Source organism: Rhizobium sp. PEPV16, from assembly GCF_008919455.1.
In the GTDB taxonomy this organism is placed as follows: domain Bacteria; phylum Pseudomonadota; class Alphaproteobacteria; order Rhizobiales; family Rhizobiaceae; genus Rhizobium; species Rhizobium leguminosarum_Q.
In genome coordinates this window covers 1-3,954 of sequence record NZ_VSZV01000093.1, presented here as the reverse complement: position 1 = coordinate 3,954, position 3,954 = coordinate 1, and the positions used below count along the sequence as shown (strand labels likewise).

At 56.9% G+C, this 3,954-nt stretch carries 3 protein-coding genes and 1 pseudogene; all 4 read left to right on the top strand.

Annotated elements, in window-relative coordinates; all coding sequences use genetic code 11:
• A partial coding sequence (locus FY112_RS01115) for a radical SAM family RiPP maturation amino acid epimerase (RefSeq protein WP_151517425.1) occupies nucleotides 1–1,052 on the top strand: 1,052 nt, incomplete at its 5' end.
• Complete coding sequence (locus tag FY112_RS01110) at nucleotides 1,049–2,998, top strand: RiPP maturation radical SAM C-methyltransferase (RefSeq protein ID WP_151517424.1); 1,950 nt, start codon at nucleotides 1,049–1,051, stop codon at nucleotides 2,996–2,998. The genes FY112_RS01115 and FY112_RS01110, both read left to right, overlap by 4 nt.
• Nucleotides 2,999–3,342: 344 nt before the next feature.
• Nucleotides 3,343–3,564, top strand: coding sequence for a hypothetical protein (locus FY112_RS01105; RefSeq protein ID WP_151517423.1), 222 nt, complete (start codon nucleotides 3,343–3,345; stop codon nucleotides 3,562–3,564).
• Nucleotides 3,542–3,954 (top strand): annotated as a pseudogene (locus tag FY112_RS01100) (Zygote formation protein zyg1); the annotation flags it as partial. The gene FY112_RS01105 and the pseudogene FY112_RS01100, both read left to right, overlap by 23 nt.

Below are 3,954 nucleotides of genomic sequence, written 5' to 3'. Positions count from 1 at the left end.
CATCGGCACAGTCGATCACGCACCCAGTCATCGCTTTCGAGTTGAGCGAAGGCTGCACCGGGGGCTGCTGGTTTTGCGGTCTGTCGGCGGGTCGGTTCAAAGGTTATTTTGAATATAGCAAAGAGCATGCCTATCTTTGGCGCGGGGTAGTCGGCGTCGCGAGCGAAATGTTTGGTCCAGCAGCGAGCACCGGCTTCTGCTATTGCGCCACAGATCCGATGGATAATCCCGACTACGACCGCTTTCTCTTCGGCTATTATCAAATCACCGGCACATTGCCCCAAACAACGACGGCTATGCCTCTCAAGAATCTGGCACTCACCAAGCGCGTGCTCGAGCTGTTCGAACTCTATCGTTGCGTGACCAATCGCTTTTCCGTGCTAAGCACGGATCAACTCAACCAAATTCACGCGGCATTTTCCCCAGAGGACCTGATGGGCGTTGAACTCGTCCTGCAAGGCAAGGAGATGCGAAGTTCAAAAGCTTTCGCCGGCCGCGCGCGAAAGGAGAAACTCAGCGCAGTCAAAAACGGCGATGCAACCGTGGAACTCGAGAGCGATCACACGACGATCGCCTGCGTTTCCGGCTTTCTCGTAAACATGCCGCGGCGGCGTGTGCAACTGGTGACGCCGGTACCGGCGAGCGGACGTTGGCCTCTCGGTTATCGCATCGTGGATGAACGTTTCTTCGGAACGCCAGATGAGTTCCGGGACGAAGTCCAAAGCATGATCGATGAGCACATGCACGAGAGCCCGCCTCCCAACCGGCCGATCCGCTTCCGCGGCGACTTGCAGTACGAGGCCAAGCGCCATCACTTCCTTCTCCGATCTGGCCACTTTGAGTATCGGGTGCCCGACAAAGCCGCCTCCTCCGTTGGCAATCTGATCGCAGCTGGCCATTGTACTGCGTCGGAATTGGTTGCGCAGGTCGTAACGAATGGAGCGAGCGCCATAGCAATTGCCGATGAGCTCGACCAGCTGCACATGAGGGGATTGCTCGAAGAGGACCTCGACGAGCGCTTTGCCTGGCGGAATGGCGAGGGCACGACATGAGCGCCGATATGCCGATCGTGCTGGTGAACATGCCGATGTCAACAGTTGAACGACCGTCGCTGGCGCTTGGTCTGCTGCAGTCGGCGCTGACGCGGGCCGGCCTGAAATCGAAGACATTTTATGCTAATATCTGGTTTCTGGAATACGCTGGCCTCGCCGACTATAATTTACTTGAGACTTCCCCTCCGGAGGAAGCGCTTGTTGACTGGCTGTTCGCAGGCGTCGCATTTCCCGACTTCGAAACCAACCACGCCCTGTTCCTCGACCAATATTTCCGGCGCAATCCGTGCCCACACAAAAGTGAGGTCGAGCTTCGTGCTAATTTCCTCAAGTTGCGTTCGCTCATCGGCGGCTTCATCGATTGGACATGCGGCAAGATACTGAAGGAACAGCCGGCTATCGTCGGCTGCACGTCAACATTCAATCAGCACGTTCCCTCGTTTGCGTTGTTGCGCCGCCTGAGCGAGCTCGCGCCAGGCTTGGTCACCCTCATGGGGGGGGCAAATTGTGAATCCGTGATGGGACGTACTACTCATGCCCGGTTCCCGTGGGTCGACTACGTCGTGTCGGGGGAGGCCGACACGCTGATCGGAGGGCTCTGTCGCGACATCCTCACTCATGGTCGCGATATCCCACCTGGCGACCTGCCGTTCGGCGTTTTCGGCCCAGTTCATCGCCAGGCCGGCTATCCCGCCACGCTGACAGGCGACTGTGTGCCCCGCGCAGTGGTCGAGGATATACATGCCCTGCCGCTGCCCGATTTCTCGGATTATTTTGTCGAACTTGAGCGATCGCTCTATGCCGACCGCGTTTATCCGGGGCTGCCGATGGAGTTCTCTCGCGGCTGCTGGTGGCAGCGCAGCAGCCCCTGCACGTTCTGCGGCTTGAACGGCGCATTGATGACGTATCGCCAGAAACCGGCCGCACAAGCGTTAGAGGAGATGATAGAGATGTCCAAGCGCTACGGCACGTCGCGCATTGAGGCGGTGGATAACATTCTGGCGAATGACTATGTTGAAAAGGCATTGCCTCGCCTCGTCGCCCTACGCGAAAAGCTCTCCATCTTCTTTGAAGTCAAAGCCAATTTGAAGCGCGTTGAAGTCGAGAAGTTGGCCGCAGGCGGTGTCCGCTGCATCCAACCAGGTATCGAGAGCCTGGATAGCCGCGCTTTGAAGCTTATGGGCAAGGGAACGACGGCAGTGCAAAATGTTCAGCTCCTGAAATGGTGTCGCCAGTTTGGCGTGCGGGCTATCTGGAGTATCCTGTGGGGTTTCCCCCGCGAAAGCGACGCCTGGTACGCTCAAATGGCTCGCTTGTTGCCGCTGCTGCATCATCTGCAGCCGGGACACGCTGTTAGATTGCGCTACCAGCGCTTCAGTCTCTATCATCGCGCACCCGACCAATATGGTCTGACGCTCAGCCCGGCCGCTTCCTATCGCTACGTCTATCCGCTCTCTGAGCGCGATCTTGCGGATCAGGTTTACTACTTCGAAGACAGTCAAGCCAATGATACCGGCCGCAATTTCGGTGTACTTGACGCAAACCGCCGCCCCGGCGTTCAGGCGATGATTCAAGGTATGGATGCCTGGAGAGACGCATGGCGCGGCCCGACGACCCCAATGCTATCGATGTGCGATAGCGGTGACGAGATTATGATTGAGGACACGCGCAATATAGCAGTGGAGCGTGAACAGCGAGTCAAAGGCTTGGCGCGTGAAATCCTACTGGCTGCTGATCAAGGCATGCCAGAGGCCCGCCTGAGTGGACAGCTGAAGGGGGCGAGCCTGGCGGAGATTGAGGAGGCGACTGCAGACCTTATTGCTCGCAAGCTAATTGTCCGGCTGGACGCCCGCCTGGTCGGGCTTCCGGTTTGGGACCCCTGTACGTCAATGCCCGCTCTGGCCGAGTTTCCAGGAGGCTATTTAGACCGACATCTCGGCGGCTAAGGTTGCGTGCATATGCTCTTGGAACTTGAGGTATGGGGCACAAATATCAAAGCAAACCTATAGCAATTTATGGAAACTTGGGCGTGTAGCGCATTGCTGGATTTGGAACGAAATTAAATGACGACGACATGATGAGGCAGCGACTGTTCAGTATTGCGGACGCGCACGAACGCCGACGTCGGTGGAGCAACGAGGACAAGCTCGCGATTGTTATGGCGGTTGGGGAAGCTCCCACCACAGGCGTCATTTTCTGATTGATGTAGATCGAGGATCAGTTGCCGTCTTCGTGACAGTACACAGAAAGCCGGCCGTGAGGCGGTCATCTTTGCAATGGGGAAGACATCATGAATCACGACGGAAACGATCATGGTCGCGGTCGCGAGGCAAAAATCACCGCGGAAGCATTCAAAATCGCCTGTGCCTTCCTGTTGTCGGGCAGCTTGCTGGCAGGGCCGCGCATGCTGTCGACGCGTGGAAGCCGGCGACCGGGGCTCGGAGCTGCGTCGCACATCAAAGCAGCTGACATCGAAAACGGAGTCTGCAATGGATTCGCAAGCGACTTTTGACGACAGTGTCCGCACATTCGTAGACGCTGGCACAGCGGCCCTGAAAGGGCACCATTTTGTCTCTGAGGAGCTGAACAAAAAACGGCTGAGACCGCTTACCATGCTCCTCGCAACCGCTGATGGTGAGCCGGAAGGCGATAAGGAAAAGGGTGTCCAGTTCCGACTGAACCAGACCGGTAATATCTTCTATTCGATGTCCAATCGCGAATTGCAGGGCGAAACAAAGAAACTCTTTGACGGCGTCACAGTACTCTTCGCCGCGATGACGAAGGCGCTAGCTTCAAAGGACAAGACGATCTTCGACTACGACGCTTGGAGTAAGATCATCGCCAAGTCGGGGTATTTTATCGAGGTGCAGAAGTTCCAGAAGACCCTGTCTCTTAAGAGCGG

Excerpts from the sequence above, each read along its gene's own strand:
- FY112_RS01105 (WP_151517423.1), top strand. The coding sequence starts at position 3,343 with ATGAATCACGACGGAAACGATCATGGTCGCGGTCGCGAGGCAAAAATC.
- FY112_RS01110 (WP_151517424.1), top strand. The coding sequence starts at position 1,049 with ATGAGCGCCGATATGCCGATCGTGCTGGTGAACATGCCGATGTCAACA.